Origin of the sequence: Pseudomonas fuscovaginae SE-1 (assembly GCF_000364705.1) — a bacterium.
Lineage (GTDB): Bacteria > Pseudomonadota > Gammaproteobacteria > Pseudomonadales > Pseudomonadaceae > Aquipseudomonas > Aquipseudomonas fuscovaginae_A.
The window spans coordinates 1-13,925 of sequence record NZ_AQOH01000274.1 but is presented as its reverse complement, the minus strand read 5'-3'; the positions used below and the strand labels follow the sequence as shown (position 1 = coordinate 13,925).

Here is a 13,925-nt window from a genome sequence, read left to right as displayed (position 1 = left end):
GGCCGCCGCCATATGCCGGAGTGGCTGCAGGTGCGACCGCTGGAGTTGCCTGGTCGTGGCATGCGTCTGAACGAGCCGCTGCAGAGCGACATCGTCCGCCTGGCCAACCAGTTGGCCGATGAGATCGCAGCAGAGCTGGATCGTCCCTATGCACTGTTCGGCCATAGCCTGGGCGGCCTGTTGGCCTTCGAGCTGGCCCATGCGCTGCGTTCGCGTGGGCTGCCGGCGCCATTGGCGCTGTTCACCTCGGCGACGGCCGGGCCGTCGCGGCGCGATGTCAGTGAATACGTCGAGGCCAAGACCGATGAGCAACTGATGGCGCGGCTGCGCGAGCTCAAGGGCACGACCGAGGAGACGCTGGCCAATCGCGACCTGATGCAACTGATGCTGCCGATCCTGCGTGCCGACTTCCTGCTTTGCGGCAGCTTCCAGTATGGCGAGCGCGAACCGTTGGCCATGCCGATCCACGTGTTTGGCGGCAAGCAGGACAGCGTGCGCACCGACGAGTTGCTCGACTGGCAGGCCGAAACCTCGACCGGCTTCTCCCTGGACCTGTTCGAGGGACACCACTTCTACCTGATCGATCAGGAAGCCGCCCTGTTGCGTCACCTGCGCCGCTATGCCGATGGGCATCTGTCGCGTTGGCGCAACAGTGCGGCCCGGCAGTTGGCCCAGGCCGCCAGCTGACGCTCCTGCTGCGCCAAGGTGCGCGGCCTTTTTCACGAATCCAATTTGCTAGGGTCTGTACGAAATGTTTTCGGGCGAAGGCCAGGCCAGGCGAAAACCGGCGAGCAAGCCCAGTTGACGGACGTCAATGAGCACTGCGAGCCGGTTTTCAACGCAGCCTGGACGAGCGCAGATACATTTCTTGCAGACCCTGGCCGACTCCAGGCAGGAATCCCCATGATTGACGCGTTCGAACTCCCCAATACCCTGGCCCAGGCCCTTCAGCTTCGCGCACTGCAGACCCCGGACCGATTGGCGCTGCGGTTCCTCGCCGAAGACAAGGAGCAGGGCGCGGTGCTCAGTTACCGGGACCTGGACCTGCGGGCGCGAACCATCGCCGCCGCCCTGCAAGCCAACGCGCAACTGGGTGATCGGGCGGTCCTGCTGTTTCCCAGCGGCCCGGACTACGTTGCGGCGTTCTTCGGCTGTCTGTACGCCGGGGTGATCGCGGTGCCGGCCTATCCGCCGGAGTCGAGCCGTCGTCATCACCAGGAGCGCCTGCTGTCGATCATCGCCGATGCCGAGCCACGCCTGGTGCTGACCCGCGCCGACCTGCGCGAGCCGCTGCTGCAGATGGACGAGCTGTCGGCCGCCGACGCGCCGCAACTGCTCTGTGTCGATACCCTCGACAGTGCCCTGGCCGATACCTGGCGTGATGCCGGAGTCCAGCCGGACGACATCGCCTTCCTGCAATACACTTCCGGCTCCACGGCGATGCCCAAGGGCGTGCAGGTCAGCCACGGCAACCTGGTCGCCAACGAAGTGCTGATCCGCCACGGCTTCGGCATTGACGTCAATCCCGACGACGTGATTGTCAGCTGGTTGCCGCTGTACCACGACATGGGCCTGATCGGCGGCCTGCTGCAGCCGATCTTCAGCGGCGTGCCCTGTGTGTTGATGTCGCCGGCGTATTTCCTCGGCCGGCCGCTGCGCTGGCTGGAAGCGATCAGCGAATACGGCGGCACCATCAGCGGTGGCCCGGATTTCGCCTACCGCCTGTGCAGCGAACGGGTCAGCGAATCCGCCCTGGCGCGGCTCGACCTGAGCGGCTGGCGGGTGGCGTACTCCGGTTCCGAGCCGATCCGCCTCGATACCCTGGAGCGCTTCGCCGAGAAATTCGCCTCCTGCGGTTTCAGCGAGCAGAGCTACTTCGCGTCCTACGGGCTGGCCGAGGCCACCCTGTTCGTGGCGGGTGGCCAGCGTGGCAAAGGCATCCCCGCGCTACGGGTCGATGAAGCGGCGCTGGCGCGCAATCGCGCCGAGCCGGGTGACGGCAGCCCGATCATGAGTTGCGGCACCAGCCAGCCCGAACATGCGGTGCTGGTGGTCGAGCCGAACAGCCTGCAAGTGCTTGGCGAAAACACCATCGGCGAAGTCTGGGCCGCCGGCCCGAGCATTGCCCACGGCTACTGGCGCAACCCCGAGGCTTCGGCCAAGACCTTCGTCCAGCATGAAGGGCGTACCTGGTTGCGCACCGGCGACCTCGGTTTCCTGCGCGAGGGCGAGCTGTTCATCACCGGGCGCCTGAAGGACATGCTGATCGTGCGCGGGCACAACCTCTACCCGCAGGACATCGAGCAGACCATCGAGCGTGAAGTGGACGTGGTGCGCAAGGGCCGCGTCGCCGCTTTCGCGGTGACCGGTGACGGCCAGGACGGCATTGGCATCGCTGCGGAAATCAGCCGCAGCGTGCAGAAGATCCTGCCGGCCGAGGCGCTGATCAAGGTCATCCGCCAGGCCGTGGCCGAGGCCTACCAGGAGGCGCCGAGCGTGGTGGTGCTGCTCAATCCGGGCGCGTTGCCGAAAACCTCCAGCGGCAAGTTGCAGCGTTCGGCCTGCCGCAACCGCCTGGCCGACGGCAGCCTCGACAGCTATGCGCTGTTCCCCGACCTGACGACGGCTTCGGACGAGGTGTCCGAGACAGTGGTTGACGACCTTCAGGCGCTGATCGGACGGATCTGGCGTGAACAACTGCAAGTGGAAAAGGTGGCTGCCGACGACCACTTCTTCCTGCTCGGCGGCAACTCGATCCTCGCCACCCAGGTAGTCGCCCGCCTGCGTGAAGAGCTGGGCATCGAGCTGAACCTGCGCCTGCTGTTCGAGGCCCCGACCCTCGGCGCCTTTGCCGCCCAGGTCGCCCGCCAGCAACAGGATGGCGGGGCGGCCCAGGGTGCCATCGTGGCACTGTCGCGCAGTCAGGAGCTGCCACAGTCGCTGGCGCAGAACCGCCTCTGGTTCCTCTGGCAACTCGACCCGCAGAGCAGCGCCTACACCCTTCCCGGCGCCCTGCGCCTGCGTGGCGAGCTGGACGAGGCGGCGTTGCGCAGCAGCTTCGAACGACTGGTCGAGCGCCACGAATCCCTGCGTACCCGGTTCTACGAACGTGACGGCCAGGCCCTGCAACGCATCGATGCCAGTGCCGCGTTCGACCTGCAACTGATCGACCTCAGTGACCTGCCGAGCGACCAGCGCGAAGCCCGCGCCCGGCAGATCCGCGAGGACGAGGCACGGACCCAGTTCGACCTGGAGAAGGGCCCGCTGCTGTGGGTGACCCTGGTCCGCCTGGATGACCAGGAACACCAGTTGCTGGTGACGATGCACCACATCATCGCCGACGGCTGGTCGCTGAATATCCTCATCGACGAATTCGCCCGCCTGTACGCGGCGGCGTCCCAGGGCCAGGTGGCCGAGCTGGCGCCCTTGCCGTTGCAGTACGCCGACTATGGCAACTGGCAACGTCAGTGGCTGGCCCAGGGCGAAAGCCAGCGTCAATTGGCCTACTGGAAAGCGCAGCTCGGTGGTGAGCTGCCGGTCCTCGACCTGGCCACCGATCACCCGCGCTCGACCCGGAAACGCCACAGTGCCTCGCGCCTGAACCTGCGCCTGGATGCCGGGCTCAGCGCGGCGGTACGCCAGACCGCCCAGGCCTGCGAGTCGACGCCGTTCATGCTGCTGCTGTCGGCGTTCCAGAGCCTGCTGTTCCGCTACAGCGGCCAGCGCGACATCCGTATCGGCGTACCCAGCGCCAACCGTCCGCGCCTGGAAACCCAGGGCCTGATCGGCTTCTTCATCAATACCCTGGTGCTGCGTGCCGGGCTGGACGCGCGCTTGCCGTTCGTCGAACTGCTGGCGCAGACCCGCCAGGCCACCCTCGATGCCCAGGCCCACCAGGACCTGCCGTTCGAACAACTGCTCGAAGCCTTCCCCGAGGCCCGCGAGCAAGGCCTGTTCCAAGTCATGTTCAACCACCAGCAGCGCGACCTGGGCGCCCTGCGTCGCCTGCCGGGCCTGCTCGCCGACGAGCTGCCCTGGCACAGCCGCGAAGCCAAGTTCGACCTGCAACTGCACAGCGAGGAGGATCGCAGTGGTCGCCTGAGCCTGGCCTTCGACTACGCCGACGAGTTGTTCGACGAGGCGACCATCGCCCGCCTGGCCGAGCATTTCGTCAGTCTGCTGCAACAGGTGACCCAGCAGCCGGAACAGGCCATTGGTGACCTGGCGCTGTTGACCGCCCGCGAGCGCGAGCAGCAGGCCGAGTGGGGTGCTGCACCTTGTGCCCCGGCCAGCGAATGGCTGCCGGAGCTGCTGAACCGCCAGGCCCGATTGACCCCCGAGCGCACCGCGCTGGTCTGGGACGGTGGCAGCCTCGATTTCGCCGAATTGCATGCCCAGGCCAACCGCCTGGCCCATTACCTGCGCGACAAGGGCGTCGGCCCGGATGTGCGGGTGGCGATCGCCGCCGAGCGTTCCCCGCAACTGCTGGTTGGCCTGCTGGCGATCATCAAGGCTGGTGGCGCCTATGTGCCTTTGGACCCGGATTACCCGAGCGAACGCCTGGCCTACATGCTCGCCGACAGCGGCGTCGAATTGCTGCTGACCCAGAGCCACCTGCTCGACAGCCTGCCGGTGGCGGCGGGTGTCAGCGCGGTGGCGATGGACCTGCTCAAGCTCGACACCTGGCCAAGCCAGGCGCCGGGCCTGCACCTGCACGGCGACAACCTCGCCTACGTGATCTACACCTCCGGTTCCACCGGCCAGCCCAAGGGCGTCGGCAATACCCATGCGGCCCTGGCCGAGCGCCTGCAATGGATGCAGGCGACCTACGCCCTGGATGCCAGCGACGTGCTGATGCAGAAGGCGCCGATCAGTTTCGACGTGTCGGTCTGGGAATGCTTCTGGCCGCTGATCACCGGTTGCCAACTGGTGATCGCCGGCCCTGGCGAGCATCGCGATCCCTATCGCATCGCCCAACTGGTACAGGCCTTCGGCGTGACCACGCTGCACTTCGTGCCGCCGCTGCTGCAACTGTTCATCAACGAGCCGCTGGTGGCCCAGTGCAGCAGCCTGCGCCGACTGTTCTGCGGTGGCGAGGCGCTGCCGGCCGAACTGCGCAACCGGGTGCTGGAACAGTTGCCACAGGTGCAATTGCACAACCGCTACGGCCCGACCGAAACCGCGATCAACGTCACCCACTGGCACTGCCAGGCGAGCGATGGCGAGCGCTCGCCGATCGGTCGGCCGCTGGGCAACGTGATCTGCCGGGTGCTCGATGCCGAACTGAATCCGCTGCCCAACGGCGTGCCGGGTGAACTGTGCATCGGTGGCATCGGCCTGGCCCGCGGCTACCTGGGACGCGCCGGGCTGACCGCCGAACGCTTCGTCGCCGACCCGCTGGGCGAAGCCGACGAGCGCCTGTATCGCACTGGTGACCGTGCCCGTTGGGCCGCCGATGGCGTGCTGGAATACCTCGGCCGCCTCGACCAGCAGGTCAAGCTGCGCGGCTTCCGCGTCGAGCCCGAGGAGATCGAGGCGCGCCTGCTGGCCCTGGAAGGGGTCGCCCAGGCCGTGGTGCTGGTGCGCGAGACCGTCGCCGGTGCACAATTGATCGGTTACTACACCAGCCCCGGCTCGACCGATACCGAGCAGGACCAGAGCACCGCGCTCAAGGCTGCCCTGGCGGCGGAGCTGCCGGAATACATGGTGCCCGCGCAACTGCTGCGCCTGGATGAAATGCCGCTGAGCCCCAGTGGCAAGCTGGACCGCAAGGCGCTGCCGGAACCGCAATGGCAGGTGCGCGAACACATCGAGCCGCAAACCCCGTTGCAGCAGCAGATCGCCGCGATCTGGCGCGAGGTGCTGGGCCCGCCGCAGGTCGGTCTGGGCGACGACTTCTTTGCCCTGGGCGGCCATTCGCTGCTGGCGACCCAGATCATTTCCCGCACCCGTCAGGCCTGTGACGTCGAACTGCCGCTGCGGGTGCTGTTCGAGGCACCGGAGCTGGGCGCGTTTGCCGAGCAGGTGCGGCAGCTCCAACTGACCGGTCAACGCAACCGGCAGGCGGCCATCGGCCAGGTCGACCGCAGCCAGCCGGTGCCGCTGTCCTATTCCCAGCAGCGCATGTGGTTCCTCTGGCAGATGGAGCCGGACAGCCCGGCCTACAACGTCGGCGGCATGGCGCGCTTTACCGGTGTGCTCGACGTGGCGTGTTTCGAGGCCGCGTTGCAGGCGCTGATCCAGCGTCATGAAACCCTGCGTACCACCTTCCCGAGCATCGACGGCGTGGCGCACCAGCAGGTTTCGGCCGAAACCGGCGTGCGCCTGGCCTGGAAGGATTTTTCCGCCCTTGATCGCGAAACGCGCGAGCAGCGCCTGCAACAGCTGGCCGACAGCGAGGCACACCTGCCATTCAACCTGGAAACCGGGCCGTTGCTGCGTGCCTGCCTGGTCAAGGCCGGGGCGCAGGAGCATTACTTCGTCCTGACCCTGCACCACATCGTCACCGAAGGTTGGGCGATGGACATCTTCGCCCGCGAACTGAGCGCGCTCTACGAAGCCTTCATCGACGAACGCCAGTCGCCGCTGCCGCCGTTGCCGGTGCAGTACCTGGACTACAGCGTCTGGCAGCGCCAGTGGCTGGAGTCCGGCGAGCGCCAGCGCCAGCTGGACTACTGGACCGCCCAGCTGGGCAACGAACATCCGTTGCTCGAATTGCCGAGCGATCGTCCACGGCCGCCGGTGCAGAGCCACCGTGGCGAGTTGTACCGTTTCGATCTCAGTGACGAGCTGGCGGCCCGGGTCCGCGCCTTCAACGCGCAGCATGGCCTGACCCTGTTCATGACCATGACCGCCGCGCTGTCGGTGCTGCTCTACCGCTACAGCGGCCAGACCGACCTGCGTATCGGTGCACCGGTGGCCAACCGCATCCGTCCGGAAAGCGAAGGCCTGATCGGCGCCTTCCTCAATACCCAGGTGCTACGCTGCCAGCTCGACGGGCAGATGAGTGTCGGCGAGCTGTTCGAACAGGTCCGCCATACCGTTATCGAAGGCCAGTCCCACCAGGACCTGCCGTTCGACCATCTGGTGGAAGCCCTGCAGCCACCGCGCAGCGCCGCCTACAACCCGCTGTTCCAGGTGATGTGCAACGTCCAGCGCTGGGAGTTCCAGCAGAGCCGCAGCCTGGGCGAGATGCGCGTCGAGTACCTGGTCAACGATGCCCGGGCGACCAAGTTCGACCTCAACCTGGAAGTCACCGACCTCGACCATCGCCTGGGTTGCTGCCTGACCTACAGCACCGACCTGTTCGATGAGCCACGGATCGCGCGCATGGCCGCCCACTGGCGCAACCTGCTGGAGGCGCTGATCGGCGATCCGCAACAGCGCCTGAGCGAGTTGCCGCTGTTGCAGGCCGACGAGCAGCAGGCGCTGTTCGCCAGCCTCGGCGCGCAAGCCGGTGAGCAGCGGCTCGACCAGTGCATCCATCACCTGTTCCTCCAACAGGTCGAAGCCCGGCCCGAGGCGCCGGCCCTGACCTTTGCCGGCCAGACCCTCAGTTATGCCGAGTTGAACGCCCAGGCCAACCGCCTGGCCTGGCGCCTGCGTGAGCAGGGCGTGGGACCGCAGGTGCGGGTCGGCCTGGCGCTGGAGCGGTCGCTGGAGATGGTGGTGGGCCTGCTGGCGATCCTCAAGGCCGGTGGTGCCTATGTGCCGTTGGACCCGGAATACCCGCTGGACCGGCTGCACTACATGATCGAGGACAGTGGCATCGGCCTGCTGTTGAGCCATCGTGCGCTGCTCGACGCCCTCGGCCCGCTGCCGGCCGGCGTCGCCCAGTGGTGCCTGGAACAGGATGGCCCGGCACTGTCTGGCTACCCGGCCGAGGAACCACCGTTTATCAGCCTGCCGCAGCATCAGGCGTATCTGATCTATACCTCCGGCTCCACCGGCAAGCCCAAGGGCGTGGTGGTGTCCCATGGTGAAATCGCCATGCACTGTCAGGCGGTGATCCGTCGTTTCGACATGCAACCGGACGACTGCGAGCTGCATTTCTATTCGATCAACTTCGACGCCGCCACCGAGCGCCTGCTGGTCCCGCTGCTCAGCGGTGCCCGCGTGGTGCTGCGGGCTCAGGGCCAGTGGGACGCCGAGCAAATCTGCCAACTGATCCGCGAGCAGCAGGTCAACATCCTCGGATTCACTCCGAGCTATGGCAGCCAGCTGGCCCAGTGGCTGGCGACCCAGCAGCAGACCCTGCCGGTGCGCATGTGCATCACCGGCGGCGAGGCGCTGACCGGTGAACACCTGCAGCGCATTCGTGCGGTCTTCCAGCCAAGCCTGTTCTTCAACGCCTACGGCCCGACCGAGACCGTGGTCATGCCACTGGCCAGCCTGGCGCCGGAGCAGTTGGAGGAGGGCGCGGGCAGTGTGCCGATCGGTACGGTGGTTGGCGCCCGGGTGGCGTACATCCTCGATGCCGACCTGGCGCTGGTGCCGCAAGGTGCCATCGGCGAGCTGTATGTCGGCGGAGCCGGCCTGGCCGTGGGTTATCACCAGCGTCCGGGGATCACCGCCGAGCGCTTCGTCGCCGACCCGTTCGGGGCCGAGGGCGCGCGCCTGTATCGTACCGGTGACCTGGTGCGCCAGCGTGCCGATGGCCTGGTGGAATACATGGGCCGGATCGACCATCAGGTGAAGATCCGCGGTTTCCGCATCGAACTCGGGGAAATCGAGAACCGCCTGCTGGAACACGAGGCGATCCGCGAGGCCGTGGTGCTGGCCCTGGATGCGCCTGGTGGCAAGCAACTGGCGGCCTACCTGGTCAGCGATGTCGCGGCGCAGGATGACACGCTGCAGTTGCAACTGCGCGAAGCGCTCAAGGCCCACCTCAAGAGCCAGTTGCCGGACTACATGGTGCCGGCCCATCTGGTGCTGCTGGAAAGCATGCCGCTGACCGCCAACGGCAAGCTCGACCGCCGTGCGCTGCCGGCGCCGGACCCGGCGCTCAACCGCCAGCAATACGTGGCGCCGAGCAACGAACTGGAGCGGCACCTGGCCGGAATCTGGCGCGACGTGCTGAACGTCGTCCAGGTCGGCCTGAACGACAACTTCTTCGAACTGGGCGGCGACTCGATCCTGTCGATCCAGGTGGTCAGCCGCGCGCGGCAACTGGGGATTCACTTCAGCCCTCGCGACCTGTTCCAGCACCAGACCGTGCAGACCCTGGCCGCGGTGGCCACCCGCAGCGAGCGGATCACTGCCGAGCAGGGCCTGCTCACTGGCGAATCGAGCCTGACGCCGATCCAGCACTGGTTCCTGGGCAGCGACATCCCCGAGCGCCAGCACTGGAACCAGGCGTTGGTCCTGGAGCCGGCCCAGGCACTCGATCCGCACGTCCTGGAGCAAGCCCTGGCGGCCCTGCTGGAGCATCATGATGCGCTGCGCCTGGGCTTCACCGTCGAGGCGGGTCAGTGGCGTGCCGAATACCGCGCACCGGACCAGGCCACTCTGTTGCAACAGGTGCGGGTCACGGCCCTGAGCCAGTGCACGGCGCTGTTCAGCGAGGCGCAACGCAGTCTCGACCTGCAACACGGGCCGCTGTTGCGCGCCTTGCTGGTGGATAGCCCGCAGGGTGACCAACGCCTGCTGTTGGCGGTTCACCACCTGGTGGTCGACGGCGTGTCCTGGCGTGTACTGCTGGAAGACCTGCAGAACGCCTACCACCAGGTACGGGCTGGCGAAGCGGTGCGACTGCCGGCGAAAACCAGCTCCCTGCGTGACTGGGCGAACCGCCTGCAGGCTTATGCCGGCAGTGAATCGCTGCGTGAGGAGTTGGCGCTGTGGCAGGCACAGTTGGCCGGTCCGAACCTCGACCTGCCGTGCGAACGCCCCGAGGGCGGGCTGCGGCATCGACATGCCGAAACCGTCAGCGTGCGTCTCGATGCGACGCGCACCCGGGCCCTGCTGCAACAGGCGCCGAGCGCCTACCGCACCCAGGTCAACGACCTGCTGCTGACGGCCCTGGCACGGGTGATCTGCCGCTGGACCGGACAACCCTCGGCACTGGTGCAACTGGAAGGCCACGGCCGCGAAACGCTGTTCGACGAGATCGACCTGACCCGTACCGTCGGCTGGTTCACCAGTGCCTACCCGGTACGCCTGACGCCGCTGAACATCGAGGAAGCCGCGGGGCAGGGCGATTCGATCAAGGCCATCAAGGAGCAATTGCGCGGCGTGCCGCACAAGGGCCTGGGCTACGGCGTGCTGCGCTACCTGGCCGAACCGTCGCTACGCGAGGCGATGGCCAGCCTGCCGGTGGCCCCGGTCACTTTCAACTACCTGGGGCAGTTCGACCAGAGTTTCGGCGACGAGGCGCTGTTCCGCCCGGTGGAAGAGTCGGCGGGCGAAGCCCACGGCGCCGAGGCACCGCTGCCCAACGAGCTGAGCATCGACAGCCAGGTCTATGGTGGCGAGCTGGTGCTGCGCTGGACCTTCAGCCGCGAGCGCTTCGACAACACGACCATCGTCGAACTGGCCGAAGCCTACCTGGGCGAGTTGGGCAGCCTGGTCGAACACTGCCTGCGTGAGGACGCCGGCGGCCTGACACCGTCCGACTTCCCGCTGGCCCGCCTGAACCAGGCGCAGCTGGACGCACTGCCGGTGGCGGCCGCGCAGATCGAGGACGTCTACCCGCTGACGCCGATGCAGGAAGGCCTGCTGCTGCACACCTTGCTGGAACCGGGGACCGGCCTGTACTACATGCAGGACCGCTACCGGATCAACAGCGAACTCGATCCGCAGCGGTTCGCCCAGGCCTGGCAGGCGGTGATCGCCCGGCATGAAGCTCTGCGCGCGTCGTTCTGCTGGAACGTCGGCGAGGACATGCTGCAGGTTATCCACAAGCCGGGCGCTACGCCGTTCGAGTACCTGGACTGGAGCGCCGAGGCCGAGGAACAGCAGGAGCCACGCCTGCAGCAGTTGCTCAAGAGCGAACGCGAAGCCGGGTTCGACCTGTTGCGCGAGGCACCGTTCCACCTGCGCCTGATCAAGGTCGGCGAGGCCCGCTACTGGTTCATGATGAGCAACCACCACATCCTCATCGATGCCTGGTGCCGTTCGCTGCTGATGAACGACTTCTTCGAGATCTACACCGCCCTGGGCGAAGGCCGTGAAGCGCAACTGGCGCTGCCGCCGCGCTACCGCGACTACATCGGCTGGCTGCAACGCCGTGACCTGGCCGAAGCCCGGCGCTGGTGGAAGGGCAACCTGCAGGGCTTCGAGCGCGCCACGCATATCCCGAGCGACCGGCCGTTCCTGCGTGAGCACGCCGGCGACAGCGGCGGCATGGTGGTGGGCGACCGCTACACCCGTCTCGATCCGCGTGATGGAGCGCGTCTGCGCGAGCTGGCGCAGCAGCATCAGTTGACCGTCAACACCTTCGCCCAGGCGGCCTGGGCCCTGGTCCTGCGCCGCTTCAGCGGTGATCGCGATGTGCTGTTCGGAGTCACCGTGGCCGGACGGCCGGTGGAAATGCCGCAGATGCAACGCACCGTCGGCCTGTTCATCAACAGCATCGCGCTGCGGGTGAAACTGCCGGAAGACGGCGCGGGCTGCAGCGTGCGCGACTGGTTGGGCGGGCTGTTGGAACGCAACATGGAGCTGCGCGAATACGAATACCTGCCGCTGGTGACCATACAGGAGCAGAGCGAACTGCCCAAGGGCCAGCCGTTGTTCGACAGCCTGTTCGTGTTCGAGAACGCGCCGGTGGAAGTCTCGGTACTGGACCGCGCGCAAAGCCTCAATGCCACCTCGGACTCGGGCCGTACCCACACCAACTTCCCGTTGACCGCGGTCTGCTACCCGGGTGATGACCTGGGGCTGCACCTGTCCTACGACCAGCGCTACTTCGAAGCCGAAAGCGTCGAGCGCCTGCTGGGCGAGTTCAAGCGCCTGTTGCTGGCGCTGGTCGACGGTTTCCATGGCGACATGGACGCGCTGCCGCTGCTGGGGGCCGATGAGCGCGAATTCCTGCTCGAGGGTTGCAACCAGAGTGCCCACGCGTATCCGCTGGAGCAGAGCTATGTGGCGCTGTTCGAGGCGCAGGTTGTCGCGCATCCGCAGCGCATCGCCGCGAGCTGCCTGGATCTGCAACTCAGTTACGAGCAGTTGAACCAGTCCGCCAACCGCCTGGGCCACGCCCTGGTGGGGGCCGGGGTCACGGTCGACCAGCCGGTGGCGCTGCTGGCCGAGCGTAGCCTCGATCTGCTGGGCATGATCGTCGGCAGCTTCAAGGCCGGTGCCGGCTACCTACCGCTGGACCCGGGTCTGCCGAGCCAGCGCCTGAGCCGGATCATCGAACTGAGTCGCACGCCGTTGCTGGTCTGCACCGCCGCCTGCCGCGACCAGGCACAGGCGCTGCTCGACGAGTCGAGCGGCGAGCGGCCGCAACTGCTGGTCTGGGAAGACGTGCAACAGGGCGCGTATCCGCTGGTCAATCCGGGGATCCACAGCGGGCCGGACAATCTGGCCTACGTCATCTACACCTCCGGTTCGACCGGCCTGCCCAAGGGCGTGATGGTCGAGCAGCGCGGCATGCTCAATAACCAGTTGAGCAAGGTGCCGTACCTGCAACTGGACGAGTCGGACGTGATTGCCCAGACCGCTTCGCAGAGCTTCGACATTTCGGTCTGGCAGTTCCTCGCCGCGCCGCTGTTCGGTGCGCGGGTGGACATCGTGCCCAATGCGCTTGCCCATGATCCGCAGGGGCTGCTCGAACACGTCCGGCAACAACGGATCACCGTGCTGGAAAGCGTACCGTCGCTGATCCAGGGCATGCTGGCCCAGGATCACATCAGCCTCGACGGCCTGCGCTGGATGCTGCCGACGGGCGAGGCGATGCCACCGGAACTGGCGCACCAGTGGCTGTTGCGCTACCCACAGATCGGACTGGTCAACGCCTATGGCCCGGCGGAGTGTTCGGACGACGTGGCGTTCTTCCGCGTCGACCTGGCCTCGACCCGTGGCAGCTACCTGCCGATCGGCACGCCGACCGACAACAACCGGCTGTACCTGCTCGACGGCGCCGATGAGCTGGTGCCGGTCGGTGCGGTGGGCGAGTTGTGCGTGGCCGGTACCGGGGTAGGGCGTGGTTATGTCAGCGATCCGCTGCGGACCGCCCAGGCTTTCGTGCCGAACCCGTTCGGGGCGGCGGGTGAGCGGCTGTACCGTACCGGTGACCTGGCACGTCGACGCAGCGATGGCGTACTGGAGTACGTTGGCCGGATCGACCATCAGGTGAAGATTCGCGGTTACCGGATCGAACTCGGCGAAATCGAGGCACGCCTGCACGAGCAACCGGAAGTCCGCGAGGCGGCGGTGGGCGTCCAGGACGGCGTCAACGGCAAGCACCTGGTCGGTTACCTGGTGGCCACCGACTCGGCGCCGGGCCAGGCCGACAGCCTGGACCGGATCAAGCAACGCCTGCGCGCCGAGCTGCCGGAGTACATGGTACCGCTGCACTGGCTGTGGCTGGAGCGTCTGCCGCTCAATGCCAACGGCAAGCTCGACCGCAAGTTGCTGCCGGCGCTGGAAATCGGCCAGTTGCAGGGCCAGGACTACCTGGCGCCGCGCAACGAACTGGAAGAAACGCTGGCGGCCATCTGGGCCGAGGTGCTGAAGGTCGAGCGGGTTGGGGTACGGGACAACTTCTTCGAGCTGGGCGGGCATTCGCTGCTGGCCACGCAGATCGCCTCGCGGGTGCAAAAGGCCCTGCAACGCAACGTGCCATTGCGGGCGATGTTCGAGTGCAGCACGGTGGAGGAGTTGGCCGGGTACATCGACGGGTTGCAGGCCGATGAGATCAGCGAGGAGAAGGTCGATCGTCTGAGCGACCTGATGGCGGAGCTGGAGGGGCTGTAGGCCTTAAC

Annotated in this window: 2 protein-coding genes; both read left to right on the top strand. The window is 66.9% G+C overall.

Annotated elements, in window-relative coordinates; translation table 11 throughout:
- On the top strand, positions 1-687 hold a 687-nt coding region (locus K675_RS0121805; protein WP_026145420.1), incomplete at its 5' end, for a thioesterase II family protein.
- 216 nt (positions 688-903) lie between these two features.
- Positions 904-13,917: a non-ribosomal peptide synthetase gene (locus K675_RS0121800; protein WP_017905587.1), complete on the top strand. Its 13,014-nt coding sequence runs from the start codon at positions 904-906 to the stop codon at positions 13,915-13,917.
- Positions 13,918-13,925 lie beyond the last annotated feature (8 nt).